Below are 26,333 nucleotides of genomic sequence, written 5' to 3'. Positions count from 1 at the left end.
AAATGCAACAAGCTAAAGCTGTCGCAAGAACAGTCCGTATTGCTCCTCGTAAGGCACGTCTAGTAATGGACCTGATTCGAGGCAAGCAAGTAGGTGAAGCAGTATCGATCTTAAACCTTACGCCAAAAGCTGCTTCCCCGATTATTGAAAAAGTTTTAAAATCTGCTATCGCTAACGCTGAGCACAACTACGAAATGGATGCAAACAACCTGGTAGTTACTCAAGCTTACGTAAACGAAGGCCCTACGTTGAAAAGATTCCGTCCGCGCGCTATGGGACGTGCAAGCCAAATCAACAAACGTACGAGCCACATTACTATCGTTGTATCAGAAAAGAAGGAGGGATAACTCGTGGGTCAAAAGGTAAATCCAGTCGGTCTTCGTATTGGGGTTATACGTGATTGGGAATCTAAGTGGTACGCTGGCAAAGATTACGCTGACTTCCTTCACGAAGATCTAAAAATCCGTGAATTTATTAATCAACGCCTGTCTGACGCTTCTGTTTCTAAAGTAGAAATCGAGCGTGCGGCAAACCGTGTAAATATTACGATCCATACAGCTAAGCCTGGTATGGTTATCGGTAAAGGCGGTTCTGAAGTCGAAGCGCTTCGCAAAGCCCTTAACAGCCTTACTGGCAAGCGTGTACACATTAACATTCTTGAAATCAAAAGAGCTGATCTTGATGCTCAGCTAGTTGCTGATAACATTGCTCGTCAATTGGAAAACCGTATCTCTTTCCGTCGTGCGCAAAAGCAACAAATCCAACGCACAATGCGCGCTGGTGCACAAGGAATTAAAACAATGGTTTCCGGTCGTCTTGGCGGCGCTGACATCGCTCGTTCTGAATACTACAGTGAAGGAACTGTTCCATTGCACACACTTCGTGCAGACATCGACTATGCTACATCTGAAGCTGACACAACTTACGGTAAGCTTGGTGTAAAAGTCTGGATCTATCGTGGAGAGGTTCTTCCTACTAAGAAGAAAACTGAGGAAGGAGGAAAATAATATGTTAATGCCAAAACGCGTTAAATATCGCAGAGAGCATCGCGGAAAAATGCGCGGCCGTGCGAAAGGCGGCACTGAAGTGCATTTCGGTGAATATGGTATCCAAGCTCAAGAATCTTCTTGGATCACAAACCGCCAAATCGAAGCTGCACGTATTGCGATGACTCGTTACATGAAACGTGGCGGTAAAGTTTGGATCAAAATTTTCCCTTCTAAGCCTTATACAGCTAAGCCTCTAGAGGTTCGGATGGGTTCCGGTAAAGGTGCTCCTGAAGGATGGGTAGCTGTTGTAAAACCGGGCAAAGTTTTATTTGAAATTTCTGGTGTGTCTGAGGAAGTCGCTCGCGAAGCTCTTCGTCTTGCATCTCACAAATTGCCAATTAAAACGAAGTTCGTAAAACGTGAAGAAATTGGTGGTGAATCAAATGAAAGCTAATGAAATTCGTGACCTTACCACTGCTGAAATTGAACAAAAAGTAAAGTCTCTTAAAGAAGAACTTTTCAATCTTCGCTTTCAATTAGCGACAGGACAACTTGAAAACACTGCTCGCATTCGTGAAGTGCGCAAGTCAATCGCGCGCATGAAAACTGTGATTCGGGAAAGAGAAATTGCTGCCAACAAATAATTCCGGAGGGAGGTTCTCTAAAACATGAGCGAACGCAATCAGCGCAAAGTCTACCAAGGACGTGTTGTTTCTGACAAAATGGATAAAACCATTACTGTCGTTGTAGAAACTTACAAAAAACATTCACTCTACGGTAAACGCGTAAAGTACTCTAAAAAATTCAAAGCACATGATGAAAATAACCAAGCTAAAATCGGAGACATCGTAAAGATTATGGAAACTCGTCCATTATCTGCGACTAAACGTTTTCGTCTAGTTGAAGTTGTCGAAGAAGCTGTTATTATCTAATAAAGTTCGGAAACCTTTTTCCGAAGGGAGGTAACAAATAATGATTCAACAAGAGACTCGTTTAAAAGTAGCTGATAACTCTGGCGCCCGTGAAGTATTAACAATCAAGGTGCTTGGTGGTTCTGGACGCAAAACAGCTAACATTGGTGATGTCATTGTTTGCACGGTTAAACAAGCAACACCAGGAGGCGTTGTCAAAAAAGGTGATGTCGTGAGAGCTGTAATCGTACGTTCTAAGAGCGGTGCACGCAGAAATGACGGATCTTACATCAAATTCGATGAGAATGCATGTGTTATCATCCGTGACGACAAAAGCCCGCGCGGAACTCGTATCTTCGGACCTGTAGCACGTGAACTTCGTGATAACAACTTCATGAAAATTGTTTCTCTAGCTCCAGAAGTACTTTAATGATATCAATGCCGGACTAAGGAGGTGCGATCAGGATGCATGTTAAAAAAGGCGATAAAGTAATGGTTATCTCTGGTAAAGATAAAGGGAAACAAGGTGTGATCCTTGCAGCTTTCCCTAAAAAAGACCGCGTAATCGTTGAGGGTGTCAACATGGTGAAGAAGCACGCAAAGCCGACTCAAGCAAACCCTCAAGGCGGAATTTTAAATCAAGAGGCGCCAATTCATGTGTCAAACGTAATGCCGCTCGATCCTAAAACAGGTGAAGTGACTCGCGTAGGATACAAAGTAGAAAATGGCAAAAAAGTTCGTGTTGCAAAAAAATCTGGGCAAGTTCTAGATAACTAGTAATAAAGGAAGGGAGGTCTATCTCATGAACCGCCTTAAAGAAAAGTACAATAAAGAAATTACACCTGCATTAATGAAAAAGTTCGAATACAAATCTGTGATGCAAGTGCCTAAAATCGAAAAAATCGTAATCAACATGGGTGTTGGTGACGCTGTTCAAAACGCTAAAGCTATCGATAGCGCTGTTGAAGAACTAACGTTTATCGCTGGTCAGAAACCTGTCGTTACTCGTGCGAAGAAATCTATTGCTGGATTCCGTCTTCGTGAAGGAATGCCAATCGGTGCGAAAGTAACTCTTCGCGGAGAGCGCATGTACGATTTCCTTGATAAACTAATTTCTGTTTCTTTACCGCGTGTACGTGACTTCCGCGGAATTTCAAAAAAATCTTTTGATGGTCGCGGAAACTACACACTAGGAATCAAAGAACAGCTGATCTTCCCTGAAATTGACTATGATAAGGTAACTAAAGTTCGCGGTATGGACATCGTTATTGTAACGACTGCCAACACTGATGAAGAAGCTCGTGAACTGTTAACTCAATTAGGTATGCCATTCCAGAAATAATCAATGAAAGGGAGGCGAAATCGTGGCTAAAAAGTCAATGATTGCGAAACAAAAACGCACACCGAAGTTTAAAGTACAAGAGTACACTCGCTGCGAACGCTGCGGCCGTCCGCACTCTGTTATTCGTAAATTTAAACTTTGCCGTATTTGTTTCCGTGAACTTGCATATAAAGGACAAATTCCTGGCGTTAAAAAAGCCAGCTGGTAATCCCCGTTTATGGGAAGGAGGTTATTAAATAATGGTTATGACAGATCCGATTGCAGATATGCTGACTCGTATTCGTAATGCAAACATGGTGCGTCATGAGAAGCTTGAAATTCCTGCTTCTAAGTTGAAAAGAGAAATCGCTGAAATCTTGAAAAGAGAAGGTTTCATCCGTGACGTAGAATTCATTGAAGATAACAAACAAGGCATCATCCGTGTTTTCTTGAAATACGGACAAAACAACGAGCGTGTCATCACTGGCCTTAAAAGAATCAGCAAACCAGGTCTGCGCGTTTACGCTAAGTCAAACGAAGTGCCTCGCGTACTTAACGGACTTGGAATCGCAATTCTTTCTACATCACAAGGTGTGTTAACGGATAAAGAAGCCCGCGCTAAACAGGCTGGCGGAGAAGTATTAGCATACGTTTGGTAAGAAGTTTAACATGAATGGAGGTGTTTGGTATGTCTCGTGTAGGTAAGAAGCTACTTGAGATTCCTTCAGGCGTTACAGTTACTCTGAATGACAACACTGTAACCGTGAAAGGACCAAAAGGAGAATTAACTCGTACGTTTCATCCTGATATGAAGATTAAAATTGAGGACAATGTACTTACTGTAGAACGTCCTTCTGATAATAAAGAACACCGTGCGCTGCATGGCACAACTCGCAGCATCATCGGAAACATGGTTGAAGGTGTATCTAAAGGTTTTGAAAGAGGTTTGGAATTAGTCGGTGTCGGTTACCGTGCTTCTAAATCCGGAAACAAACTTGTTTTGAACGTTGGATACTCTCACCCTGTAGAAATCGTTCCTGAAAACGGAATTGAAATCGAAGTTCCATCTCAAACAAAAGTAGTTGTAAAAGGTACAGATAAAGAACGTGTTGGAGCTACTGCTGCAAACATTCGCGCTGTACGTTCTCCAGAGCCTTACAAAGGCAAAGGGATCCGCTATGAAGGAGAAATGGTTCGTCGTAAAGAAGGTAAATCTGCTAAGTAAAACCGCTTAATGTGAGAAAGGAGTGACCCAGATGATTACGAAAACAAGCAAGAATGCTGCACGTCTTAAAAGACACGCTCGTGTTCGTGCGAAGCTTTCAGGAACCCCTGAGAGACCTCGTCTAAATGTTTTCCGTTCAAATAAACATATTTACGCACAAGTGATCGATGACGTGAACGGTGTTACACTTGTGAGTGCATCTACTCTTGATAAAGACCTTAACGCTGAAAATGGCAGCGATACGTCTGCGGCTGCAAAAGTTGGAGAGCTTGTTGCAAAACGCGCTTCTGAAAAAGGTATCACAAATGTCGTGTTCGACCGTGGCGGTTACCTTTATCATGGACGTGTAAAAGCATTGGCTGATGCTGCACGCGAAGCTGGATTAGAATTTTAATAAAAGAAGGAGGGACATATGAATATGCGTCGTATTGACCCAAGCAAATTAGAGTTAGAAGAACGCTTAGTTACCGTTAACCGCGTAGCGAAAGTTGTTAAAGGTGGTCGTCGTTTCCGTTTCGCAGCTCTAGTCGTTGTCGGTGACAAAAACGGTCACGTTGGTTTCGGAACTGGTAAAGCACAAGAAGTTCCGGAAGCGATTCGCAAAGCTGTTGAAGATGCGAAAAAGAATTTGATCGAAGTACCAATGGTTGGAACTACAATTCCACACGAAATCATCGGACGTTTCGGTGCAGGAAACATCTTGTTAAAACCTGCTTCTGAAGGTACGGGAGTCATCGCTGGAGGCCCAGTACGTGCGGTACTTGAGCTTGCAGGTGTATCTGATATCCTTTCTAAGTCTTTAGGTTCTAACACACCGATCAACATGATCCGTGCAACAGTCCAAGGTTTAAGCGAGCTGAAACGCGCTGAGGACGTTGCGAAGCTTCGTGGAAAATCTGTAGAAGAACTGTTAGGATAAGGAGGGAACATTAATGGCTAAATTAGAAATTACCCTCAAACGCAGTGTAATCGGACGCCCGGAAGATCAGCGCATTACTGTAAGAACGCTCGGTTTAAAGAAAACAAACCAAACTGTCGTTCATGAAGACAACGCTGCAATCCGCGGTATGATTAACAAAGTATCTCATTTAGTTTCTGTTAAAGAACTTTAAAAATAAACGATAGGCTAAGGAGGTGTCCAAATGAAACTTCATGAATTAAAGCCCGCAGAAGGTTCACGTAAAACGCGCAACCGCGTAGGTCGTGGTATTGGTTCTGGTAACGGTAAAACAGCTGGTAAAGGTCATAAAGGTCAAAACGCTCGTTCTGGCGGCGGTGTACGTCCTGGATTCGAGGGTGGACAAATGCCTTTGTTCCAACGTCTTCCTAAACGCGGTTTCACAAACATCAACCGCAAGGAATTCGCTGTGGTCAACCTAGACAAACTCAACAGCTTTGCAGAAGGGACGGAAGTTACTCCTGAACTTCTTTTAGAAACAGGTGTAATCAGCAAGTTGAAATCTGGAGTGAAAATTCTTGGCGACGGTAAATTAGAAAAGAAATTAACTGTTAAAGCCAATAAATTCTCCGCTTCTGCTAAACAAGCAATTGAGGCTGCTGGCGGTACAGCTGAGGTGATCTAACTTGTTTAAGACAATCTCCAATTTTATGCGTGTGAAGGATATTCGGAATAAGATTATCTTCACTCTTTTAATGCTTATCGTCTTTCGTCTCGGTTCGTTCATTCCTGTGCCGCACGTAAACACAGAAGTTTTAAAGGCACAGGATCAAATGAGCGTATTTGGGATTCTAAACACATTTGGCGGCGGTGCATTGTTCAACTTCTCCATTCTTGCGATGGGAATCATGCCTTACATCACAGCTTCAATCATCATCCAGCTCCTGCAGATGGATGTTGTGCCGAAGTTTACGGAATGGTCTAAGCAAGGGGAAGTTGGTCGCCGAAAACTAGCTCAGTTCACAAGGTACTTCACAATTGTTCTTGGATTTATCCAGGCTTTAGGTATGTCTTACGGGTTTAACAACATGGCCGGCGGCGCGTTGATTACAAACCCGGGAGTCGGTACTTATTTGCTTATTGCGATTGTACTAACTGCTGGAACTGCTTTTTTAATGTGGCTGGGAGAACAAATTACGTCTCATGGAGTTGGTAACGGAATATCCATTATCATCTTCGCCGGTATCGTTGCCGGCATTCCGACGACGATTAATCAGATCTACGCTCAGCAGTTTGTAGATGCTGGAGATCAGTTATTCTTGCAAATCATAAAGGTTGTCGTTATATTGGTTGCGATTTTGGCAATTGTCGTTGGCGTTATTTTCATCCAACAGGCAGTTAGAAAAATTTCAATTCAATATGCGAAAGGTTCAGGCCGTTCACCGGTTCCTGGCGGCCAGTCTACACACTTGCCGCTGAAGGTTAACCCGGCGGGAGTTATTCCGGTTATCTTTGCAGTAGCATTTATCACCACTCCGCGGACCGTGGCAACATTCTTTGGTACCAATGACGTCACGAATTGGATTCAAAAAACGTTTGATTACACGCATCCGGTCGGAATGGGAGTTTATGCGGCATTGATTATCGCCTTTACCTATTTCTATGCATTTGTGCAGGTAAACCCTGAGCAAATGGCCGATAATCTTAAAAAACAAGGTGGCTATATTCCGGGAGTTCGTCCAGGAAAAATGACTCAAGATAGAATTACGAGCATTTTGTATCGACTTACATTTGTAGGCTCCATATTCTTGGCCGTGATTGCCATTCTTCCTGTCTTGTTCGTTAATATTGCTGGGCTGCCTTCATCTGCACAAATTGGCGGAACAAGTTTGCTGATTGTCATCGGGGTTGCACTTGAAACAATGAAGCAGCTTGAAAGCCAGCTGGTAAAACGAAACTATCGTGGATTTATGAAGCACTAGAGGAAATGGGGCGCGCCCATTCCCTCTAAAATAGAGAGGACGGGGAATCCGAAATGAACTTAGTCTTAATGGGACTGCCTGGAGCCGGTAAAGGGACACAGGCTGAACGGATTGTTGAAGATTTTGGGATACCTCATATCTCAACAGGAGACATGTTCCGCGCTGCGATGAAAGAAGAAACGGATCTGGGACTTGAAGCCAAATCATACATTGATAAAGGCGAGCTTGTTCCGGATGAAGTGACAATTGGTATTGTCAGGGAGAGACTTGGCAAGAATGATTGTGACGGAGGTTTTCTTCTGGACGGATTTCCGAGAACAGTCGCTCAAGCTGAAGCACTTGAGGAAATTCTTAAAGGACTTGGCAAGTCGATTGACCATGTCATCAACATTCAAGTCGATAAAGATGCATTGATGGAACGTCTGACAGGACGCAGAATCTGCAAAAACTGCGGTGCAACTTATCATTTAGTCTTTAATCCGCCTGCAAAAGAAAATGTATGCGACAAGTGTGGAGGAGAGCTTTATCAGCGTGAAGACGATAATGAAGCTACCGTATCCACGCGGTTAGAGGTCAACATGAAGCAAACTCAGCCTTTACTCGATTTCTACGAGGATAAAGGATATCTCGTAAACATTGACGGGCAGAAGCACATAAATGAAGTTTACGCTGATATAAAGGAGCTGCTCGGAGGCCAGGACAAATGATTATTTGTAAAACTCCCCGAGAAATCGAAATCATGCGGGAAGCTGGACGGATTGTCGCTTTAACTCATCAGGAGCTAAAAAAGCACATTAAACCCGGCATCTCGACAAAAGAACTGGATCAAATTGCCGAACGTTTTATTACAAAGCAAGGTGCAATCCCATCTTTTAAAGGGTATAATGGTTTTCGCGGGAGCATTTGCGTTTCGGTCAATGAAGAACTCGTGCACGGTATTCCGGGAAAACGGGTCCTTCGCGACGGAGACATCATCAGCATCGATATCGGTGCGAAGCTGAACGGTTATCATGGTGACTCTGCATGGACTTATCCAGTGGGTACGATTAGCGATGATGATCAAAAGCTGCTGGATGTGACAGAGGAGTCTTTATATAGAGGCTTGAAGGAAGCAAAATCGGGAGAACGTTTGTCGAATATTTCCCACGCAATACAAACGTATGTCGAAAGCGAACAATTTTCAGTCGTCAGGGAATATGTAGGACACGGGGTAGGGCAGGATCTGCATGAGGATCCGCAAATTCCGCACTACGGTCCGCCGAACAAAGGCCCGCGTTTAAAGCCTGGCATGGTCTTGGCCATTGAGCCGATGGTCAATGCAGGCACACGCTATGTCAAAACATTGGCTGACAACTGGACGGTTGTAACTGTGGACGGGAAGAAGTGTGCTCATTTTGAACACACGATTGCCATTACGGATGCCGGTTTTGAGATACTGACAAAAGCCTAGGTGAAATGAGATGTATCGGAAAACACCTGAAATTGGACAGTTCGTACGCATGACAAGAGGCCGCGAAATGAACCAATACGCAGTTGTTATTGATATAGTCGATCATCATCATGTGCTGGTAGCAGACGGAGAAAAGCGTAAATTTCATTCTCCTAAGAAAAAGAATATCAATCATTTAACCTTTTATGATTGCGTATCTCCGGAAGTTCAGAACAGTATAAACGAAACAGGGCGTGTGACAAACGGAAAATTGAGATTTTCTCTTTTGAAATTTGTCAGAGAGCAAGTTACTGATTTGAAGAAGGGAGAACACTTGAATGGCGAAAGACGATGTAATTGAAGTGGAAGGTACTGTAGTCGAAACGTTGCCAAACGCAATGTTCAAAGTTGAACTTGAGAATGGCCACACAGTTTTGGCTCATGTATCTGGTAAAATCCGCATGCACTTCATTCGCATTTTACCTGGAGACAAAGTTACGGTAGAATTATCTCCATATGACTTAACTCGTGGTAGAATTACGTACCGTTACAAATAAAGCACTCCGGAAATTGAAGGAGGTTGGAAACACATGAAAGTGAGACCATCAGTTAAACCGATCTGTGAAAAATGTAAGGTCATTCGCAGAAAAGGAAAAGTAATGGTGATCTGTGAAAATCCAAAGCATAAACAAAAACAAGGATAATTTTTAAGGAGGTGCGAGAGAGATGGCTCGTATTGCTGGTGTAGATATCCCACGTGATAAGCGTGTTGTTATTTCATTAACATACATCTTTGGAATCGGTCGTACAACGGCTCAGCAAATCTTAAAAGAAGCTGGAGTTTCTGAAGATACTCGCGTTCGTGATTTGACTGAAGAAGAACTTGGTAAAATCCGTGACGTGATCGACAAATTGAAAGTTGAAGGTGACCTTCGCCGTGAAGTGTCTCTAAACATCAAACGTCTGATCGAAATCGGAAGCTACCGCGGAATTCGTCATCGTCGCGGATTGCCTGTTCGCGGTCAAAATACTAAAAATAACGCGCGTACTCGTAAAGGTCCGCGTCGTACTGTAGCTAACAAGAAAAAATAAGCAAGGGAGGTAATTAAACAATGGCTGCTGCTCGTAAAACAAACACGCGTAAACGCCGCGTGAAAAAGAATATTGAATCTGGAATTGCTCATATCCGTTCAACTTTCAACAACACGATTGTTACTATCACAGATGTTCATGGCAATGCTCTTTCTTGGTCAAGTGCCGGATCTCTAGGATTTAAAGGTTCTAAAAAATCCACTCCATTCGCTGCACAAATGGCTGCTGAAACAGCTGCTAAAGGTTCTATCGAACATGGACTTAAAACTCTTGAAGTTACTGTAAAAGGACCAGGTTCCGGCCGTGAAGCTGCAATTCGTGCACTTCAAGCTGCTGGACTAGAAGTTACAGCGATCAGAGACGTAACGCCTGTTCCTCATAACGGATGCCGTCCGCCAAAACGTCGCCGCGTGTAATTTGTTTGTATAGATTTTGTGTCCCTGTCAATAATGGGTTATGATACAGTTAATTTATAAAACGAATGCACACTCGTTGCCTGAGCACATACGGGACTAAACAATGGGGAATTTCGGATAGAATCAGAGAAATTCTTTCCGGGGTTTCGACGTTTTGAAGGAGGGTTTTATGAAATGATCGAGATTGAAAAACCAAAAATCGAAACGGTTGAAATCAGCGACGATGCCAAGTATGGTAAATTTGTCGTAGAGCCACTTGAGCGTGGATATGGTACAACTTTGGGTAACTCCTTACGTCGTATCCTTTTATCCTCACTCCCTGGTGCCGCTGTAACATCGATCCAAATAGATGGTGTACTGCATGAATTCTCGACGATCGAAGGCGTTGTTGAAGATGTTACAACGATTATCTTAAACATTAAAAAACTTGCACTGAAAATCTACTCTGAAGAAGAGAAGACGCTTGAGATTGATGTTCAGGGTGAAGGAGTTGTAACAGCTGCTGATATTACCCACGACAGTGATGTTGAGATTTTGAATCCTGATCTTCACATTGCGACTCTTGGCCAAAATGCGAGTTTTCGAGTTCGCTTAACCGCTCAAAGAGGTCGCGGGTATACACCAGCTGACTCGAATAAAAGAGACGATCAGCCGATTGGCGTCATCCCGATTGATTCCATCTTTACACCTGTTTCTCGTGTATCTTATCAAGTTGAGAATACTCGTGTGGGTCAGATTACAAACTATGACAAACTTACGCTTGACGTATGGACAGATGGAAGCACTGGACCAAAAGAAGCAATTGCGCTTGGTTCAAAGATTTTGACTGAACACCTTAATATTTTTGTCGGTTTGACCGACGAAGCTCAGCATGCTGAAATTATGGTTGAAAAAGAAGAGGATCAAAAAGAAAAAGTTCTTGAAATGACTATTGAAGAGCTCGATCTTTCTGTCCGTTCTTACAACTGCTTGAAGCGTGCGGGAATCAATACAGTTCAAGAACTTGCGAACAAAACCGAAGAAGATATGATGAAAGTTCGCAACCTGGGTCGCAAGTCGCTTGAAGAAGTAAAAGCGAAACTTGAAGAACTTGGACTTGGCCTTCGTAAAGACGATTGACTAGTTTCCATGTGAACTAGGATTTTCGTGTGTTTTTTATTTCAGATAGAGTATTTCAATAAAGGAGGGGACACCACATGTCATACAGAAAACTAGGACGCACTAGTGCACAGCGTAAAGCAATGCTGCGTGATCTTACAACAGACTTGATCATCAACGAGAGAATTGAAACAACAGAAGCTCGCGCGAAAGAACTTCGCTCTGTTGTAGAAAAAATGATTACACTTGGCAAGCGCGGAGATTTACACGCACGCCGCCAAGCAGCTGCATACATCCGCAATGAGGTTGCAGATGCAGAGAAAAACCAAGATGCACTTCAAAAACTTTTCTCTGACGTAGCACCTCGTTATGAAGAGCGCCAAGGCGGATACACACGTATTATGAAGCTTGGTCCTCGCCGTGGTGACGGAGCACCAATGGCTATCATCGAATTGGTTTAATCACATATTTTGTGTGTCTAAAGAAGGGCGGGACAGTTTTTAACTGGATCTATGCCCTTTTTTTAGATACCGGGGAATTTTCTATGATAAAAGAATAGTCAGAAAAGCAGAGCTAGAGGAGAGGAGGCCGGACGGGCAAATGAATCAAGAGCGATTAATCGCTGCAGAGGATATCACGTTTCGCTACCAGAAGGATGCAGACAGGCCTGCACTTGACCACGTATCTTTCCATGTGTCGAAAGGAGAATGGCTTGCGATCGTCGGTCACAACGGCTCAGGGAAGTCGACGCTCGCCCGTGCTTTAAACGGACTGATCCTGCCTGACGAAGGATCGATTGAAGTCGGCGGTATCAAGCTGACAGAAGAGACGGTCTGGGATGTCCGAAAAAAAGTCGGCATGGTGTTTCAAAATCCGGATAACCAATTTGTCGGGACAACCGTCCGCGATGATGTGGCTTTTGGTTTAGAAAACAACGGAGTTCCAAGAGAGGACATGGTGGAAAGGGTGGATTGGGCCGTTCAACAGGTGAACATGCAAGAATTTCTCGATCAAGAGCCGCACCATCTCTCGGGAGGACAAAAGCAGCGTGTTGCGATTGCGGGAGTACTTGCCGCCCGGCCTGACATCATGATTCTCGATGAAGCGACTTCCATGCTCGACCCGATGGGGCGGGAAGAAGTGCTAGATACGGTCAGAAGGCTGAAAGAACAAGGAATGGTTACGGTCATTTCGATTACACATGACTTAAACGAAGCTGCTAAGGCCGACCGGATCATCGTCATGAACGGCGGAAGAAAATTTGCCGAAGGCCCTCCGCAGGAAGTCTTTCGTCTGAATCAAGATCTCATTAAAATCGGGCTTGATTTGCCTTTTTCTTTTCAGCTCAGCCAGATGCTGAAGGAAAGCGGTCTGGCTCTGAAAGGCGATCATCTGACACAAGAAGGATTGGTGAATGAGCTATGGACATTGAAATCAAAGATGTAGAGCACCGATACCAGATGAAAACGCCTTTTGAACGCCTGGCGATCTATGATGTCAACGTCGTGATTAAAGAGGGAAGCTATGTCGCTGTGATCGGTCATACAGGATCGGGAAAGTCGACATTGCTTCAGCACCTGAACGGGCTTTTAAAACCGACAAAAGGACAGATACGCCTCGGCGAGGATGTTCTTGAAGCAGGCAAAAAGAATAAACACCTAAAAGCCTTGCGGAAAAAGGTCGGGATTGTCTTTCAGTTTCCCGAACATCAGCTGTTTGAAGAAACAATTTTAAAGGACATCGCATTCGGCCCGATCAACTTCGGCATGAGCCGGGAGAAGGCGGAAGAAAAAGCGAGGGAAATGCTGAAGCTTGTAGGTTTGGATGAGGAGCTGTCCGACCGGTCCCCGTTTGAACTAAGCGGCGGGCAAATGCGCCGCGTGGCCATTGCGGGAGTGCTGGCGATGGAGCCTGAAGTCCTCGTCCTCGATGAACCGACGGCAGGGCTTGACCCAAGAGGCCGCAAAGAGATCATGGACATGTTCTACCGCCTCCATAAGCAGAGGAAGCTGACGACGATTCTCGTCACCCACAGTATGGAAGATGCGGCAGCGTATGCAGATGAACTGATTGTGATGCATAAAGGCACGGTTAAAGCAAAAGGGACGCCGCGGGAGCTTTTTTCAAAGAAAGACGATATCGCCGCTTTAGGGCTTGATTTGCCGGAAACGATTAAATTCCAAAGACGCCTTGAAGAGACGCTGGGCATTACGTTCAAAGCGCCGATCTTGACGGTTGAAGAAGCAGCCTCCGAAATTAAAGCTCTTTTTCAGGAGGAAAGTGCTTTATGATGGACAATATCATTATCGGCAAATATGTACCCGGGACATCGATCATTCACCGGCTCGATCCGCGTACAAAGCTGTTAACCATTTTCCTTTTTGTCTTTATCGTTTTTTTCGCGAATAATACGGAAACATATGCATTGCTCGGCCTGTTTACGGTTGCCGCCGCAGCTTTGTCGGGCGTTCCGGTGCGATTCCTTTTAAAAGGAATGAAGCCGGTGTTCTGGATTGTGCTGTTTACGTTTCTGCTTCATATTTTTATGACAAGGGAAGGACCGGTTCTCGCCGATCTCGGCCTGTTTAAAATTTATGAACAGGGACTTGTTCAAGGGATTTTTATATCGCTGCGCTTTGTTTACCTCATCATGATCACAACGATTTTAACATTGACGACGACTCCAATCGAAGTGACCGATGGTTTGGAGCATTTGCTCGGTCCGTTTAAAAAACTGAAGCTTCCTGTTCATGAACTCGCTCTCATGATGTCCATCTCCCTCAGATTTATACCGACTCTGATCGAAGAGACGGATAAAATCATGAAAGCGCAAATGGCAAGAGGCGTCGATTTTACGAACGGCCCGCTTAAAGAGCGTGTCAAAGCGATCGTTCCTCTTCTTGTCCCGCTGTTTGTCAGTGCCTTTAAAAGAGCCGAAGAGCTTGCAACCGCGATGGAGGCACGAGGATACAGGGGAGGGGAAGGCCGTACAAAATACAGGCAGCTGACGTGGAAATGGAAGGATACTTCCGTGCTCCTCATTTTAGCTGTTCTTGGCGTTTTGCTAATTTTATTGCGGACTTAGGTGATAGACGATGAGAATGAAGTGCACGATTTCATATGACGGACACCTTTTTTACGGCTACCAAGTGCAGCCTGGGCAAAGAACGGTTCAGGATGAGCTTGAGAAAGCGCTGCAAACGCTCCATAAGGCGAAGGAGCGTATTCCTGTCGTTTCATCCGGGCGCACCGACAGCGGCGTTCACGCAGTCGGACAGACGATTCATTTTGACAGTCCGCTATCAATTCCTGAGGCGAAATGGCCGTATGCTTTGAATGCCCTGCTCCCTGATGATATATCGGTCCACAAGGCGGAAGCTGTCGATGATCAATTTCATGCGAGGTTTTCTGCGAAAAGAAAAGAATACCGGTATTTGATTTACAGGGGCAGACATCCGGACGTTTTTAAGCGCTACTATGCATACCATGTTCCGTATGACCTTGATATGGAGAAAGTCAAAGAAGCCTCCCGCTATCTGGTCGGAACCCATGACTTCACAAGCTTTTGTGCGACCAAAACCGAAGTGAAGGACAAAGTCAGAACGGTCCATGAACTGGAATGGTCTGACACAGGGGACGGACTGCAGATGAGAATTGTGGGAAGCGGATTTTTGTATAACATGGTTAGAATCATCGTCGGCACGCTTCTTGATGTAGGAACCGGCAAATTTTCCCCTGGTGACATTGAAAAGATGATTCTTGCCAGAAGCCGCGATGCCGCAGGGCGTACTGCACCGGCGCACGGCTTGTATTTATGGCGTGTTATCTATGACAACTAAACCAGGTGTAACATTTTCTTGACAGAGAGTACAGAAAGTTATAAGATATCATATGGTATGTATTTCAACCCCACGATAAGCCCCGGAAACTTATTGTGTTTTGAAATAGAACGTAATTGAAGTTTATTGAAAATGGCAGATCATTTAGGAGGGAAATTTAATGCGTACAACACCTATGGCTAACGCAAGTAATATTGAACGCAAGTGGTTAGTTGTTGATGCTGCTGGCAAGACGCTAGGACGTCTTTCTACAGAAGTTGCATCTATCCTTCGCGGAAAACATAAACCAACTTACACACCACACGTTGACACTGGAGATCATGTGATCATCATCAACGCTGAAAAAATCGAGTTAACTGGTAAAAAGTTAACAGACAAAATCTACTACCGTCACACTCAACATCCAGGCGGTTTAAAATCAAGAACTGCTCTTGAAATGCGTACAAACTACCCTGAGAAAATGCTTGAACTTGCGATCAAAGGCATGCTTCCAAAAGGTTCTCTAGGTCGTCAAATGTTCAAAAAATTGAACGTATACCGTGGTTCTGAGCATCCACACGAAGCACAAAAACCTGAAGTTTACGAACTTCGCGGTTAATTAAAAAGGAGGTTACCAATTTGGCACAGGTTCAATATTACGGTACTGGCCGTCGTAAAAGCTCTGTAGCGCGTGTGCGTTTAGTTCCAGGAGAAGGCCGTATCATCGTTAATAATCGTGAAATCAGCGAACACATCCCATCTGCAGCTCTAATCGAGGATATCAAGCAACCATTAACTTTGACTGAAACAGCTGGCACTTATGATGTTTTAGTAAACGTACATGGAGGCGGCTTATCAGGTCAAGCAGGAGCAATCCGTCACGGTATCGCCCGCGCTTTGCTTGAAGCAGATCCGGAATACCGTTCAACTCTAAAACGTGCCGGTCTACTGACTCGTGACGCACGTATGAAAGAGCGTAAAAAATACGGACTTAAAGGCGCACGCCGTGCACCTCAGTTCTCAAAACGTTAATTTCTGGCGTTTCAAAAACTCTCAAACCATTTGGTTTGGGAGTTTTTTTGGTTATACTTTCCTTCCTACATATGAAGCGGATACTGGAGCAGAGCCCGATTCCCTCGCCCAGACGGAGATTTGGCCGATATGGTGGATCTCGTGTGCGATTAAATGCCTTAAAATATCGCCTTGCGTGTAGGTTTCAACTGACCAAGCCGCTTTAACCGGCAGATGTTCGAAGGCGCTGGAATAATTGAAAACCACACTTTCAATTTCGGAGCGGTGCACGTCCGAAAACTGGGCGATCTGCTGAGTTGTCTGGTAATGAGAGTAATCAGGTTGAAGATCCGGTTTTTCTAAAATGGCGTAAATCCAGCTTACTTCCACATCTACAATGTGAAACAGATTTTCCATAATGCTTCCCATTCCGCCTGAACGCTTCTTGACCAGCTCCTCTTCTGGCTGGCTGAGGCACCACTTAAACCACGCATCCCGAACTTCCCAATTATATAGAAATAATCCTTTCACTCAGCTCACCTCTCCTAATATTTTCGGCTTCTTCCTCCGTTTCCCTTCCTTAGAAAAGCATGATTTCCGGCTCCCGACTGCACAATACAAGGTAAAAAGGAGGCGGTTCTATGGGGACGGTCGTATCTTTTAACAATGAAAGACAAAAGAAGCAAATCAATTTGGAGAAAAAGCTTCTGCGTGAGCTGTCTTTGGAAAAAATGCTGATTTCTGCGGAGGAATGCTTTGCTCCTCTTTTTTACTTTTTTTCTAAGCACACGGATATCTTGTATGACGGCTGCATCGATTTTGCCATTGAAGCATATCTGCTGGGAGCCGAGTACGGGAAGTTCGGCTATCACGGAGAACCCGTTCAACGAGCGATGGTCCGCTCAGAAAAAGAAGAAAAACAGCTTCTGCACGAGCTTTATGAATATGCTGTCAGCTGGTCTGAAGCTTTTAATATTCAAGCGGCTCATGAACCGCTTTATTATGCCTGCGAATACTTTATCCAAAGCTGGTGGAAAGAAGGCTTCAGCCAGCGGGAAAGACGCTTTAAGCTTCGGCTCAGATAAAATGAAGTTTTATGTAAAAGTGCGGCCAAGCTGAATCATATTTCCTTTCCTTGTCCCATATCTTGTAGTAAGGACGAGCGGGAGGGAAAGGGATGAAGAAAAAAATAAAATGGCTCGGGTTTTTACTCGGCTTTGTCGTTTTATTATGTTTATTTCAATATCAATTCCACAATGATAATTCTTGGCGGTCATGGAATCTTCCGCTGAGCGGCAAAATCATTTATATTGATCCTGGACACGGGGGCGCGGATGGAGGAGCATCAAGCGGTGAACTCCTTGAAAAAGACGTGGCGCTTGAAGTATCCCTAAGAATCAGGGACTATCTTCAGGAGCAGGGCGCCTTGGTGATGCTGACACGGGAGGACGATCATGATCTCGCTCCTGAAGAAACGAAGGGGCTCAGCAGAAGGAAAGCGGAAGACTTGCGGAAGAGGGTCGACATGATCAACAATTCTGAAGCCGACCTTTACCTCAGCATCCATTTGAATGCGATTCCTTCTGCGCGATGGAGCGGTGCGCAAAGCTTCTTTTACGGGCAATATGAAGAGAACGAACGGGCCGCCAAGTTTATTCAGGATGAATTAAGACATAATCTTGAAAACACGACGCGGAAGGCAAAGCGGATACACGGAATTTATTTGATGCAAAATGTGAAAAAGCCGGGGGCCCTCGTCGAAATCGGGTTTTTGTCAAACCCGAAAGAGGCAAAACAGCTGGCCAAGCCCAAATATCAGGACAAAATCGCAGCATCCGTATATAAAGGCGTATTGCGCTACTTTACAGAAGACAGAGACCCTCCTGAATAAGAGGGTTTCTTTTTGTGTCAAAGACACTATAAGGAAAGATATGCTATACTTATTTTGTAAACGAATACAACAAAGGGTGAGATCAATGTTGCGAGAAGACGATGTAAAAAAAATAGTCGGCGATTTGGACGAGCCATTTCTTCACAAGCCGCTCAGAGAGCTGGATGCCGTCAAGGAAATTAAAATAAAACCCGAAAAACGGCACGTCAGCGTAAAGGTGGCGCTCGCAAAAACGGGATCTGCCGAACAAATGCAGCTTCAGCAGGAAATCGTCATACGGTTGAAGGAAGCCGGTGCAGAGACGGTCGGCCTGCGGTTTGAAGAGCTGCCTGAAGAAGTCGTGATGAGTTATCAAGAGTCTGCCCAAGGGCAGGATCAATCTCTGCTCAATAGTGAAAAACAGCCTGTATTTTTAGCGGTGGCAAGCGGTAAAGGCGGCGTCGGCAAATCGACGGTGTCGGTCAATTTGGCTGTGTCTCTGGCGCGAATCGGAAAAAAAGTCGGACTAATCGACGCCGATATTTACGGATTCAGCGTTCCGGATATGATGGGAATCACTGTACGGCCGACGATCGAAGGAGAAAAGGTCGTGCCGGTTGAAAGATTCGGTGTCAAAGTGATTTCGATGGGGTTTTTTGTTGAAGACAATGCCCCTGTCATTTGGAGAGGCCCCATGCTTGGAAAAATGCTGAATAACTTCTTCCATGAGGTTGAATGGGGAGATGTCGATTATATTATCTTAGACCTGCCGCCGGGAACAGGCGATGTAGCGCTTGATGTTCACTCAATGCTTCCAAGCTGCAAAGAGGTGATCGTTTCGACGCCGCATCCTACTGCTGCGTTTGTCGCTGCAAGAGCGGGCGCGATGGCCTTGAAGACCGATCATGAAATCGTGGGGATCGTTGAAAATATGGCTTATTACGAAAGCGTCAAAACAGGCGAAAAAGAATACGTATTCGGCAAAGGCGGAGGCGAGAAGCTCGCAGAAGAACTCGGCGTTCCAATTCTGGGAAAAATTCCGCTGAAGCAGCCGGATTGGGATGACAGCGAATTTGCGCCGTCCGTTTATGATGAAAGCCATCCGACCGGCGCCATTTATTTGGATATCGCTAAAAAAATCGACGAAAGCATTGGTGCAAAAGCTTAAAAAGCAGAAAAAGCTCCCTCCGCGGAAGAAGCTTTTGGTGAATGAAAAGCGGCTCAGCTTTGTTTTTCGCCGCCGCCTTTCATTTCCTCTTTCATGCTTTCAGAAGCAGCTTTTTTAAGTTCCTCTTCAAACTGCTTTCTGTAGAGAGGGCTTGTCAGGGTGTCGGATATTACTTCCTGCAGGTGGGTTCGGAATTCCTGGCTTCTGACAAGTTCACCGTATTTTTTGGCCATTTCAGGATCCTGCATGACCTGGATCAGCATTTTTTGGTACTCAGGATCTTTCATCAGTTTTTTCAGCACTTTTTCGTGTTCATTTTGAAGTGTTTTGGCAAAGCCTTCTGCGAATTTTGGATCTTCGAAGACTTTTTTCCAAAATTCAGTTCCTTTTTTGGAGGTCATTGTTTTTTCAACGGTTTCCTTGACAGTTTTTTCATCCATTACAAGTGTTTCATTTAATTTGTCATCATTTAATATTTCTTGAATCGCTTTTTTTCCGTCATCTGTCTTTAATATATCAACAACCATCTTTTTGGTTTGATCATAGTCCATCTCAGCTGCTTGGTCCGTGGGAGCACAAGCTGTTACAGATAGAAACAGAAAACAGCTTATCGATAGCATTGTGGTCTTGAACATGCTTAAGCTCCTTTCGAAAACTCGTCTTACCTTTAATATGAATGTCTTTTAAAAATTTATACATAACAAAATATCGCTGTATACAGCGGTTTACTTAGGGGTTGGGAAGTCTCAATGAAAAGCCGTAATCTCGTCCGATTTTTCTTTTCCGTATTGGGTGTCGGAGCTTTGACTACAAGTATTGTCGGTTTTGCCATAGAGTGGGGAAGATATAAGGAGCTGTTTCTTTCCTTCGAGGTATTGGAGATTCTTTCTGTTCTATTTTGGTTTATCGGGGTTGGCATGATCTTTAGCGTGATTGCTCAAATGGGGTTTGTGATTTTCTTAACGATTCACCGCTTTGCACTGGAAATTTTCAGATCACATTCATTGTGGAATTCGATTCAGCTGTTTTTAATTATATTTGTTGCGTTTGATTTGGTTTACTTGCGTTTTCTATTTTTTGAAAAAGAGGGAGGCTCCATCATTCCATATATTTGGCTGCCGCTCTTTATTTTGGCGGTAGGCATTGCGGCCGCTTATGCAAAGCAAAAACAGTCCTCTAAAAAAACGTTCGTTTCCGCGTTATTTCTTATGTTTGTTTTTACTGTGATGGAGTGGTTCCCGGCATTAAGGGTCAATGAAGAGGACTGGCTCTATTTAATGCTGCTTCCTTTACTAGCATGCAACGCTTTTCAGCTTTTAATGCTGCCAAAGTTTCAGGCGCGCACTTAGACCGGTTGCTATTTTACTTCTGAAGATTTTGCATCCGTATTTGCGATTAATTCGCTGACGGTTACGTTTTTGAGTCCCTTGCCTCTGAGGTGGTGCACGATCTCAGGCAGGGCTTCTTTTGTTTGTTTGGCCGAATCTGAAGCGTGAAAGAGCACGATATCACCAGCGTTCACCGTTTCATTTACGTTTTGGACAATCTTTTGAACCCCCGGGTTCGTCCAGTCATCCGAGTTAATACTGTAGTGAACAACGGTGTAGCCGTACTGTTTAGCGACATCGAGTACGTCTTTATTAAACTGGCCGGTCGGCGGCCTTAAAAGCGTGAGGTCGTCAAGCCCGAGTTTTTGAAAGGAGTTTTGTGCTTTTGTTAAGTCTTTTTTGATCTCGCTTTTCTTCATTTGCGAATAGTTTTTATAAGCATAGCCCATGCTCCCGATCTGATGACCGTCTTTACGGATTCTTTCCACGACATCCGGATGGCGTTCCGCCCATGAAGCTGAAAGAAAAAAGGTCGCATCTTTAATACCGTTTGCTTTTAATGTATCTAAAATAGGTATGGCCTTTTGATCTCCCCAGCTGATATTAAAAGTAAGGGCCACTTCATTTGTATTTGAATCTCCTCTATATACCGCTTTTGCTCCGCCTTCTGTAGAAAACACAGGAAGAGGGAGCAGGTTTTGTACATAAAAAAAACTTGCTGTCGCAAAAGCGGCTATCATAATAATGATTAACTGCTTAATCCGTTTGATATGCCACACATAAAAATGGTTCACAGAAAAACTCCTCCTTGTCCATGCTGCTTTGTTTTCATCCTATGCTTGTTTAAAATAGAACATAACAATAATTCATCTTAAGAAAAAAATTAAAAAGAGGGTTGACCGGATTTGAATAAACATGTTATATTATTATTCGTCGCTGATAAACAGCCGACATAAAAAGCTCCAAAAAATAATTTTGAGAAAAGTTATTGACAAATATGTGAGCTTGATGTTATATTATTAAAGCCGCTGAACGAAGCGGAAATGATCTTTGAAAACTAAACAAGACAAACGTACCTGTTAATTCATTAAATAAATCGCACATGTGAGTGTGCGTAGTCATTATCAAACTTCATGGAGAGTTTGATCCTGGCTCAGGACGAACGCTGGCGGCGTGCCTAATACATGCAAGTCGAGCGGACCGACGGGAGCTTGCTCCCTTAGGTCAGCGGCGGACGGGTGAGTAACACGTGGGTAACCTGCCTGTAAGACTGGGATAACTCCGGGAAACCGGGGCTAATACCGGATGCTTGATTGAACCGCATGGTTCAATTATAAAAGGTGGCTTTTAGCTACCACTTACAGATGGACCCGCGGCGCATTAGCTAGTTGGTGAGGTAACGGCTCACCAAGGCAACGATGCGTAGCCGACCTGAGAGGGTGATCGGCCACACTGGGACTGAGACACGGCCCAGACTCCTACGGAGGCAGCAGTAGGGAATCTTCCGCAATGGACGAAAGTCTGACGGAGCAACGCCGCGTGAGTGATGAAGGTTTTCGGATCGTAAAACTCTGTTGTTAGGGAAGAACAAGTACCGTTCGAATAGGGCGGTACCTTGACGGTACCTAACCAGAAAGCCACGGCTAACTACGTGCCAGCAGCCGCGGTAATACGTAGGTGGCAAGCGTTGTCCGGAATTATTGGGCGTAAAGCGCGCGCAGGCGGTTTCTTAAGTCTGATGTGAAAGCCCCGGCTCAACCGGGAGGGTCATTGGAAACTGGGGAACTTGAGTGCAGAAGAGGAGAGTGGAATTCCACGTGTAGCGGTGAAATGCGTAGAGATGTGGAGGAACACCAGTGGCGAAGGCGACTCTCTGGTCTGTAACTGACGCTGAGGCGCGAAAGCGTGGGGAGCGAACAGGATTAGATACCCTGGTAGTCCACGCCGTAAACGATGAGTGCTAAGTGTTAGAGGGTTTCCGCCCTTTAGTGCTGCAGCAAACGCATTAAGCACTCCGCCTGGGGAGTACGGTCGCAAGACTGAAACTCAAAGGAATTGACGGGGGCCCGCACAAGCGGTGGAGCATGTGGTTTAATTCGAAGCAACGCGAAGAACCTTACCAGGTCTTGACATCCTCTGACAACCCTAGAGATAGGGCTTCCCCTTCGGGGGCAGAGTGACAGGTGGTGCATGGTTGTCGTCAGCTCGTGTCGTGAGATGTTGGGTTAAGTCCCGCAACGAGCGCAACCCTTGATCTTAGTTGCCAGCATTCAGTTGGGCACTCTAAGGTGACTGCCGGTGACAAACCGGAGGAAGGTGGGGATGACGTCAAATCATCATGCCCCTTATGACCTACACACGTGCTACAATGGGCAGAACAAAGGGCAGCGAAGCCGCGAGGCTAAGCCAATCCCACAAATCTGTTCTCAGTTCGGATCGCAGTCTGCAACTCGACTGCGTGAAGCTGGAATCGCTAGTAATCGCGGATCAGCATGCCGCGGTGAATACGTTCCCGGGCCTTGTACACACCGCCCGTCACACCACGAGAGTTTGTAACACCCGAAGTCGGTGAGGTAACCTTTTGGAGCCAGCCGCCGAAGGTGGGACAGATGATTGGGGTGAAGTCGTAACAAGGTAGCCGTATCGGAAGGTGCGGCTGGATCACCTCCTTTCTAAGGATATTATACGGAATATAAGACCTTGCGGTCTTATAGACAGGTGCGTTTAGATCTTGTTTAGTTTTGAAGGATCATTCCTTCAAAGCGTGTTCTTTGAAAACTAGATAACGAAAGTAGACATTCACATTCAATTGTAATGCAAGATATCACGTAGTGATTCTTTTTAACGGTTAAGTTAGAAAGGGCGCACGGTGGATGCCTTGGCACTAGGAGCCGATGAAGGACGGGACGAACACCGATATGCTTCGGGGAGCTGTAAGCAAGCTTTGATCCGGAGATTTCCGAATGGGGAAACCCACTGCTCGTAATGGAGCAGTATCCATATCTGAATTCATAGGATATGAGAAGGCAGACCCGGGAACTGAAACATCTAAGTACCCGGAGGAAGAGAAAGCAAATGCGATTCCCTGAGTAGCGGCGAGCGAAACGGGATTAGCCCAAACCAAGAGGCTTGCCTCTTGGGGTTGTAGGACACTCTGTACGGAGTTACAAAAGAACGAGGTAGATGAAGAGGTCTGGAAAGGCCCGCCATAGGAGGTAACAGCCCTGTAGTCAAAACTTCGTTCTCTCCTGAGTGGATCCTGAGTACGGCGGAACACGTGAAATTCCGTCGGAATCCGGGAGGACCATCTCCCAAGGCTAAATACTCCTAGTGACCGATAGTGAACCAGTACCGTGAGGAAAGGTGAAAAGCACCCCGGAAGGGAGTGAAAGAGATCCTGAAACCGTGTGCCTACAAGTAGTCAGAGCCCGTTAACGGGTGATGGCGTGCCTTTTGTAGAATGAACCGGCGAGTTACGATCCCGTGCAAGGTTAAGTTTGAAAAGACGGAGCCGCAGCGAAAGCGAGTCTGAATAGGGCGCATGAGTACGTGGTCGTAGACCCGAAACCAGGTGATCTACCCATGTCCAGGGTGAAGTTCAGGTAACACTGAATGGAGGCCCGAACCCACGCACGTTGAAAAGTGCGGGGATGAGGTGTGGGTAGGGGTGAAATGCCAATCGAACCTGGAGATAGCTGGTTCTCTCCGAAATAGCTTTAGGGCTAGCCTCAAGGTAAGAGTCTTGGAGGTAGAGCACTGATTGGACTAGGGGCCCCTACCGGGTTACCGAATTCAGTCAAACTCCGAATGCCAAAGACTTATCCTTGGGAGTCAGACTGCGAGTGATAAGATCCGTAGTCGAAAGGGAAACAGCCCAGACCGCCAGCTAAGGTCCCAAAGTATACGTTAAGTGGAAAAGGATGTGGAGTTGCTTAGACAACCAGGATGTTGGCTTAGAAGCAGCCACCATTTAAAGAGTGCGTAATAGCTCACTGGTCGAGTGACTCTGCGCCGAAAATGTACCGGGGCTAAACGTATCACCGAAGCTGCGGACTGTTCTTACGAACAGTGGTAGGAGAGCGTTCTAAGGGCTGTGAAGCGAGACCGGAAGGACTCGTGGAGCGCTTAGAAGTGAGAATGCCGGTATGAGTAGCGAAAGAGGGTGAGAATCCCCTCCACCGAATGCCTAAGGTTTCCTGAGGAAGGCTCGTCCGCTCAGGGTTAGTCGGGACCTAAGCCGAGGCCGAAAGGCGTAGGCGATGGACAACAGGTTGATATTCCTGTACCACCTCCTCACCATTTGAGCAATGGGGGGACGCAGGAGGATAGGGTAAGCGCGGTATTGGATATCCGCGTCCAAGCAGTTAGGCTGGGAAATAGGCAAATCCGTTTCCCATAAGGCTGAGCTGTGATGGCGAGCGAAATATAGTAGCGAAGTTCCTGATTCCACACTGCCAAGAAAAGCCTCTAGCGAGGTGAGAGGTGCCCGTACCGCAAACCGACACAGGTAGGCGAGGAGAGAATCCTAAGGTGATCGAGAGAACTCTCGTTAAGGAACTCGGCAAAATGACCCCGTAACTTCGGGAGAAGGGGTGCTCTGTTAGGGTGCAAGCCCGAGAGAGCCGCAGTGAATAGGCCCAGGCGACTGTTTAGCAAAAACACAGGTCTCTGCGAAGCCGTAAGGCGAAGTATAGGGCTGACGCCTGCCCGGTGCTGGAAGGTTAAGAGGAGCGCTTAGCGTATGCGAAGGTGCGAATTGAAGCCCCAGTAAACGGCGGCCGTAACTATAACGGTCCTAAGGTAGCGAAATTCCTTGTCGGGTAAGTTCCGACCCGCACGAAAGGCGCAACGATCTGGGCACTGTCTCAACGAGAGACTCGGTGAAATTATAGTACCTGTGAAGATGCAGGTTACCCGCGACAGGACGGAAAGACCCCGTGGAGCTTTACTGCAGCCTGATATTGAATGTTGGTACAGCTTGTACAGGATAGGTAGGAGCCTTGGAAACCGGAGCGCCAGCTTCGGTGGAGGCATCGGTGGGATACTACCCTGGCTGTATTGACCTTCTAACCCGCTGCCCTTATCGGGCAGGAGACAGTGTCAGGTGGGCAGTTTGACTGGGGCGGTCGCCTCCTAAAAGGTAACGGAGGCGCCCAAAGGTTCCCTCAGAATGGTTGGAAATCATTCGCAGAGTGTAAAGGCACAAGGGAGCTTGACTGCGAGACCTACAAGTCGAGCAGGGACGAAAGTCGGGCTTAGTGATCCGGTGGTTCCGCATGGAAGGGCCATCGCTCAACGGATAAAAGCTACCCCGGGGATAACAGGCTTATCTCCCCCAAGAGTCCACATCGACGGGGAGGTTTGGCACCTCGATGTCGGCTCATCGCATCCTGGGGCTGTAGTCGGTCCCAAGGGTTGGGCTGTTCGCCCATTAAAGCGGTACGCGAGCTGGGTTCAGAACGTCGTGAGACAGTTCGGTCCCTATCCGTCGCGGGCGCAGGAAATTTGAGAGGAGCTGTCCTTAGTACGAGAGGACCGGGATGGACGCACCGCTGGTGTACCAGTTGTTCTGCCAAGGGCATCGCTGGGTAGCTATGTGCGGACGGGATAAGTGCTGAAAGCATCTAAGCATGAAGCCCCCCTCAAGATGAGATTTCCCATTCCGCAAGGAAGTAAGATCCCTGAAAGATGATCAGGTTGATAGGTCTGAGGTGGAAGTGTGGCGACACATGGAGCTGACAGATACTAATCGATCGAGGACTTAACCTAAATATTTG

At 45.7% G+C, this 26,333-nt stretch carries 38 protein-coding genes and 2 rRNA genes; 37 read left to right on the top strand and 3 right to left on the bottom strand.

All coding sequences use genetic code 11. The features are described 5' to 3' along the window. Nucleotides 1-2 precede the first annotated feature (2 nt). The 31 genes from rplV to rpsI all read left to right on the top strand — a co-directional run bounded on the left by rplV (nucleotide 3) and on the right by rpsI (nucleotide 16,211). A complete protein-coding gene (gene rplV / locus H2R00_RS14325) occupies nucleotides 3-347 on the top strand; it encodes a 50S ribosomal protein L22 (RefSeq protein WP_020449862.1) in 345 nt (114 codons plus the stop codon). Nucleotides 348-350: 3 nt separating this feature from the next. Beyond that, nucleotides 351-1,007, top strand: coding sequence for a 30S ribosomal protein S3 (rpsC, locus tag H2R00_RS14320; protein WP_003178339.1), 657 nt, complete (start codon nucleotides 351-353; stop codon nucleotides 1,005-1,007). A 1-nt stretch (nucleotide 1,008) separates the two neighbouring features. Beyond that, nucleotides 1,009-1,443, top strand: a complete 435-nt coding sequence (rplP, locus tag H2R00_RS14315) for a 50S ribosomal protein L16 (protein ID WP_003178341.1) — start codon at nucleotides 1,009-1,011, stop codon at nucleotides 1,441-1,443. Next, entirely contained in the window at nucleotides 1,433-1,633 is a 201-nt protein-coding gene (rpmC, locus tag H2R00_RS14310) for a 50S ribosomal protein L29 (protein ID WP_003178343.1), read from the top strand. Before rplP ends, rpmC begins: the two co-directional genes overlap by 11 nt. Before the next feature lie 24 nt (nucleotides 1,634-1,657). Then, a complete protein-coding gene (gene rpsQ / locus H2R00_RS14305; protein ID WP_003178345.1) occupies nucleotides 1,658-1,921 on the top strand; it encodes a 30S ribosomal protein S17 in 264 nt (87 codons plus the stop codon). A 40-nt stretch (nucleotides 1,922-1,961) separates the two neighbouring features. After that, a complete protein-coding gene (gene rplN / locus H2R00_RS14300; protein ID WP_075752546.1) occupies nucleotides 1,962-2,330 on the top strand; it encodes a 50S ribosomal protein L14 in 369 nt (122 codons plus the stop codon). A 35-nt stretch (nucleotides 2,331-2,365) separates the two neighbouring features. Further along, the gene (rplX, locus tag H2R00_RS14295; protein WP_154999532.1) at nucleotides 2,366-2,677 is read left to right on the top strand and encodes a 50S ribosomal protein L24; all 312 of its coding nucleotides are present in this window, start codon (nucleotides 2,366-2,368) and stop codon (nucleotides 2,675-2,677) included. 25 nt (nucleotides 2,678-2,702) lie between these two features. Then, on the top strand, nucleotides 2,703-3,242 hold the full coding sequence (gene rplE, locus H2R00_RS14290) for a 50S ribosomal protein L5 (RefSeq protein WP_003178352.1): 540 nt from the start codon (nucleotides 2,703-2,705) through the stop codon (nucleotides 3,240-3,242). A 22-nt stretch (nucleotides 3,243-3,264) separates the two neighbouring features. Further along, entirely contained in the window at nucleotides 3,265-3,450 is a 186-nt protein-coding gene (gene rpsN / locus H2R00_RS14285; RefSeq protein ID WP_003178353.1) for a 30S ribosomal protein S14, read from the top strand. A gap of 31 nt (nucleotides 3,451-3,481) precedes the next feature. Further along, nucleotides 3,482-3,880, top strand: a complete 399-nt coding sequence (rpsH, locus tag H2R00_RS14280; RefSeq protein WP_003178355.1) for a 30S ribosomal protein S8 — start codon at nucleotides 3,482-3,484, stop codon at nucleotides 3,878-3,880. A gap of 29 nt (nucleotides 3,881-3,909) precedes the next feature. Beyond that, complete coding sequence (gene rplF, locus H2R00_RS14275; RefSeq protein ID WP_003178356.1) at nucleotides 3,910-4,446, top strand: 50S ribosomal protein L6; 537 nt, start codon at nucleotides 3,910-3,912, stop codon at nucleotides 4,444-4,446. Between the two features lie 31 nt (nucleotides 4,447-4,477). Next, a complete protein-coding gene (rplR, locus tag H2R00_RS14270; protein WP_154999531.1) occupies nucleotides 4,478-4,840 on the top strand; it encodes a 50S ribosomal protein L18 in 363 nt (120 codons plus the stop codon). Between the two features lie 24 nt (nucleotides 4,841-4,864). Beyond that, the gene (gene rpsE, locus H2R00_RS14265) at nucleotides 4,865-5,365 is read left to right on the top strand and encodes a 30S ribosomal protein S5 (RefSeq protein ID WP_025805814.1); all 501 of its coding nucleotides are present in this window, start codon (nucleotides 4,865-4,867) and stop codon (nucleotides 5,363-5,365) included. Nucleotides 5,366-5,378: 13 nt separating this feature from the next. Further along, nucleotides 5,379-5,558: a 50S ribosomal protein L30 gene (gene rpmD, locus H2R00_RS14260; RefSeq protein WP_003178363.1), complete on the top strand. Its 180-nt coding sequence runs from the start codon at nucleotides 5,379-5,381 to the stop codon at nucleotides 5,556-5,558. 30 nt (nucleotides 5,559-5,588) lie between these two features. Continuing rightward, a complete protein-coding gene (gene rplO, locus H2R00_RS14255) occupies nucleotides 5,589-6,029 on the top strand; it encodes a 50S ribosomal protein L15 (RefSeq protein WP_003178364.1) in 441 nt (146 codons plus the stop codon). Nucleotide 6,030: 1 nt separating this feature from the next. Then, complete coding sequence (gene secY / locus H2R00_RS14250) at nucleotides 6,031-7,326, top strand: preprotein translocase subunit SecY (protein WP_154999530.1); 1,296 nt, start codon at nucleotides 6,031-6,033, stop codon at nucleotides 7,324-7,326. Nucleotides 7,327-7,379: 53 nt separating this feature from the next. Then, complete coding sequence (locus H2R00_RS14245; protein ID WP_043925514.1) at nucleotides 7,380-8,033, top strand: adenylate kinase; 654 nt, start codon at nucleotides 7,380-7,382, stop codon at nucleotides 8,031-8,033. Then, nucleotides 8,030-8,776 (top strand): type I methionyl aminopeptidase, encoded by a 747-nt coding sequence (gene map, locus H2R00_RS14240; RefSeq protein WP_182069546.1) that lies wholly within the window; start codon nucleotides 8,030-8,032, stop codon nucleotides 8,774-8,776. The genes H2R00_RS14245 and map overlap by 4 nt, the downstream gene beginning before the upstream one ends. A gap of 10 nt (nucleotides 8,777-8,786) precedes the next feature. Next, on the top strand, nucleotides 8,787-9,116 hold the full coding sequence (locus H2R00_RS14235) for a KOW domain-containing RNA-binding protein (protein WP_003178375.1): 330 nt from the start codon (nucleotides 8,787-8,789) through the stop codon (nucleotides 9,114-9,116). Continuing rightward, entirely contained in the window at nucleotides 9,094-9,312 is a 219-nt protein-coding gene (infA, locus tag H2R00_RS14230) for a translation initiation factor IF-1 (protein WP_003178377.1), read from the top strand. Before H2R00_RS14235 ends, infA begins: the two co-directional genes overlap by 23 nt. A gap of 33 nt (nucleotides 9,313-9,345) precedes the next feature. Beyond that, a complete protein-coding gene (gene rpmJ, locus H2R00_RS14225; protein ID WP_003156543.1) occupies nucleotides 9,346-9,459 on the top strand; it encodes a 50S ribosomal protein L36 in 114 nt (37 codons plus the stop codon). A gap of 22 nt (nucleotides 9,460-9,481) precedes the next feature. Next, the gene (rpsM, locus tag H2R00_RS14220; protein ID WP_003178378.1) at nucleotides 9,482-9,847 is read left to right on the top strand and encodes a 30S ribosomal protein S13; all 366 of its coding nucleotides are present in this window, start codon (nucleotides 9,482-9,484) and stop codon (nucleotides 9,845-9,847) included. A gap of 20 nt (nucleotides 9,848-9,867) precedes the next feature. Continuing rightward, nucleotides 9,868-10,263, top strand: a complete 396-nt coding sequence (gene rpsK / locus H2R00_RS14215; protein WP_020449874.1) for a 30S ribosomal protein S11 — start codon at nucleotides 9,868-9,870, stop codon at nucleotides 10,261-10,263. A gap of 174 nt (nucleotides 10,264-10,437) precedes the next feature. Next, entirely contained in the window at nucleotides 10,438-11,382 is a 945-nt protein-coding gene (locus H2R00_RS14210) for a DNA-directed RNA polymerase subunit alpha (protein WP_043925518.1), read from the top strand. A 77-nt stretch (nucleotides 11,383-11,459) separates the two neighbouring features. Continuing rightward, nucleotides 11,460-11,822 carry a 50S ribosomal protein L17 gene (gene rplQ / locus H2R00_RS14205; RefSeq protein WP_003178384.1) on the top strand — a complete coding sequence of 121 codons (363 nt, stop codon included), beginning with the start codon at nucleotides 11,460-11,462 and terminating at the stop codon, nucleotides 11,820-11,822. A 139-nt stretch (nucleotides 11,823-11,961) separates the two neighbouring features. Next, entirely contained in the window at nucleotides 11,962-12,807 is an 846-nt protein-coding gene (locus H2R00_RS14200) for an energy-coupling factor ABC transporter ATP-binding protein (protein WP_182069544.1), read from the top strand. Beyond that, the gene (locus H2R00_RS14195; RefSeq protein ID WP_154999528.1) at nucleotides 12,783-13,652 is read left to right on the top strand and encodes an energy-coupling factor ABC transporter ATP-binding protein; all 870 of its coding nucleotides are present in this window, start codon (nucleotides 12,783-12,785) and stop codon (nucleotides 13,650-13,652) included. The genes H2R00_RS14200 and H2R00_RS14195 overlap by 25 nt, the downstream gene beginning before the upstream one ends. After that, nucleotides 13,649-14,446, top strand: coding sequence for an energy-coupling factor transporter transmembrane component T family protein (locus tag H2R00_RS14190; protein ID WP_043925521.1), 798 nt, complete (start codon nucleotides 13,649-13,651; stop codon nucleotides 14,444-14,446). The genes H2R00_RS14195 and H2R00_RS14190 overlap by 4 nt, the downstream gene beginning before the upstream one ends. Before the next feature lie 10 nt (nucleotides 14,447-14,456). After that, nucleotides 14,457-15,200 carry a tRNA pseudouridine(38-40) synthase TruA gene (gene truA / locus H2R00_RS14185; protein WP_154999527.1) on the top strand — a complete coding sequence of 248 codons (744 nt, stop codon included), beginning with the start codon at nucleotides 14,457-14,459 and terminating at the stop codon, nucleotides 15,198-15,200. Nucleotides 15,201-15,360: 160 nt separating this feature from the next. Continuing rightward, nucleotides 15,361-15,798 carry a 50S ribosomal protein L13 gene (gene rplM, locus H2R00_RS14180; RefSeq protein WP_020449881.1) on the top strand — a complete coding sequence of 146 codons (438 nt, stop codon included), beginning with the start codon at nucleotides 15,361-15,363 and terminating at the stop codon, nucleotides 15,796-15,798. 20 nt (nucleotides 15,799-15,818) lie between these two features. After that, nucleotides 15,819-16,211 carry a 30S ribosomal protein S9 gene (gene rpsI / locus H2R00_RS14175; RefSeq protein WP_154999526.1) on the top strand — a complete coding sequence of 131 codons (393 nt, stop codon included), beginning with the start codon at nucleotides 15,819-15,821 and terminating at the stop codon, nucleotides 16,209-16,211. A gap of 51 nt (nucleotides 16,212-16,262) precedes the next feature. Here rpsI and H2R00_RS14170 read toward each other — a convergent pair whose 3' ends face one another. After that, nucleotides 16,263-16,721: a DinB family protein gene (locus H2R00_RS14170; RefSeq protein WP_182069542.1), complete on the bottom strand. Its 459-nt coding sequence runs from the start codon at nucleotides 16,719-16,721 to the stop codon at nucleotides 16,263-16,265. A 110-nt stretch (nucleotides 16,722-16,831) separates the two neighbouring features. Between H2R00_RS14170 and H2R00_RS14165 the strand changes: the two genes are divergently transcribed. The 3 genes from H2R00_RS14165 to H2R00_RS14155 all read left to right on the top strand — a co-directional run bounded on the left by H2R00_RS14165 (nucleotide 16,832) and on the right by H2R00_RS14155 (nucleotide 19,228). Then, the gene (locus H2R00_RS14165; protein ID WP_182069540.1) at nucleotides 16,832-17,275 is read left to right on the top strand and encodes a YbaK family protein; all 444 of its coding nucleotides are present in this window, start codon (nucleotides 16,832-16,834) and stop codon (nucleotides 17,273-17,275) included. Between the two features lie 92 nt (nucleotides 17,276-17,367). Beyond that, nucleotides 17,368-18,081: an N-acetylmuramoyl-L-alanine amidase CwlD gene (cwlD, locus tag H2R00_RS14160; protein ID WP_154999523.1), complete on the top strand. Its 714-nt coding sequence runs from the start codon at nucleotides 17,368-17,370 to the stop codon at nucleotides 18,079-18,081. Between the two features lie 85 nt (nucleotides 18,082-18,166). Beyond that, a complete protein-coding gene (locus H2R00_RS14155) occupies nucleotides 18,167-19,228 on the top strand; it encodes an iron-sulfur carrier protein/transcriptional regulator SalA (protein WP_154999522.1) in 1,062 nt (353 codons plus the stop codon). Nucleotides 19,229-19,281: 53 nt separating this feature from the next. On the opposite strand, the gene gerD is transcribed toward H2R00_RS14155, so the two are convergent. Then, nucleotides 19,282-19,863, bottom strand: a complete 582-nt coding sequence (gerD, locus tag H2R00_RS14150; protein ID WP_154999521.1) for a spore germination lipoprotein GerD — start codon at nucleotides 19,861-19,863, stop codon at nucleotides 19,282-19,284. A 114-nt stretch (nucleotides 19,864-19,977) separates the two neighbouring features. On the opposite strand from gerD, the gene H2R00_RS14145 reads away from it, so the two are divergent. Next, nucleotides 19,978-20,577 carry a KinB-signaling pathway activation protein gene (locus H2R00_RS14145; protein ID WP_043925528.1) on the top strand — a complete coding sequence of 200 codons (600 nt, stop codon included), beginning with the start codon at nucleotides 19,978-19,980 and terminating at the stop codon, nucleotides 20,575-20,577. A gap of 8 nt (nucleotides 20,578-20,585) precedes the next feature. On the opposite strand, the gene pdaB is transcribed toward H2R00_RS14145, so the two are convergent. After that, nucleotides 20,586-21,350, bottom strand: coding sequence for a polysaccharide deacetylase family sporulation protein PdaB (gene pdaB / locus H2R00_RS14140; RefSeq protein ID WP_154999520.1), 765 nt, complete (start codon nucleotides 21,348-21,350; stop codon nucleotides 20,586-20,588). Between the two features lie 336 nt (nucleotides 21,351-21,686). Here pdaB and H2R00_RS14135 point away from each other — a divergent pair. Together H2R00_RS14135 and H2R00_RS14130 are read left to right on the top strand one after the other, a co-directional pair. Next, nucleotides 21,687-23,228, top strand: a 16S ribosomal RNA gene (locus tag H2R00_RS14135). A 174-nt stretch (nucleotides 23,229-23,402) separates the two neighbouring features. Next, nucleotides 23,403-26,325: ribosomal RNA gene (locus tag H2R00_RS14130) — 23S ribosomal RNA — on the top strand. Together the 16S and 23S rRNA genes form the textbook arrangement of a ribosomal RNA operon. The last annotated feature ends 8 nt before the right edge of the window (nucleotides 26,326-26,333 follow it).

It is taken from the genome of Bacillus haynesii, from assembly GCF_014042035.1.
Lineage (GTDB): Bacteria > Bacillota > Bacilli > Bacillales > Bacillaceae > Bacillus > Bacillus haynesii.
Note: the sequence above shows the minus strand (reverse complement) of the source record. Positions and strands in the feature narration are given on the sequence as shown.